The sequence below is a fragment of the Telluria sp. AZSoR62 genome, from assembly GCF_058111565.1.
This window is the reverse complement of record NZ_JBYTST010000692.1, coordinates 1-229: the sequence shown is the minus strand read 5'-3', so window position 1 is coordinate 229 and position 229 is coordinate 1. Positions and strand designations below refer to the sequence as shown.

The 229-nt window shown below is 60.3% G+C and carries 1 protein-coding gene; it reads left to right on the top strand.

Annotated elements, in window-relative coordinates; genetic code table 11:
• Positions 1 to 229 (top strand): hypothetical protein (locus AC3XQU_RS25175; protein ID WP_489876808.1); only part of this gene is annotated, 229 nt, incomplete at both ends.

The following is a 229-nucleotide window of genomic DNA, read 5'->3' as shown; positions in this document are numbered from 1 at the left end:
CCGGAGACGAGCCCGACCCGATCGACATTCTTCCCAGCCAACTGCCCAATGTAATGCCGCCCGACTACGACTGGATGCCGCGTTCGGCAACTGTGAAGGACTCGGTGACGGCGTTCGAGGTGTATCTCGAGTCGGCGGCAGCGGAAATGCTGAATCAACACGACCTCGAGTGGGACGTTCGAGCGAATCGCTCGGTGCCTTGGGTGGTACTCAGGTCGTTCTACACCCA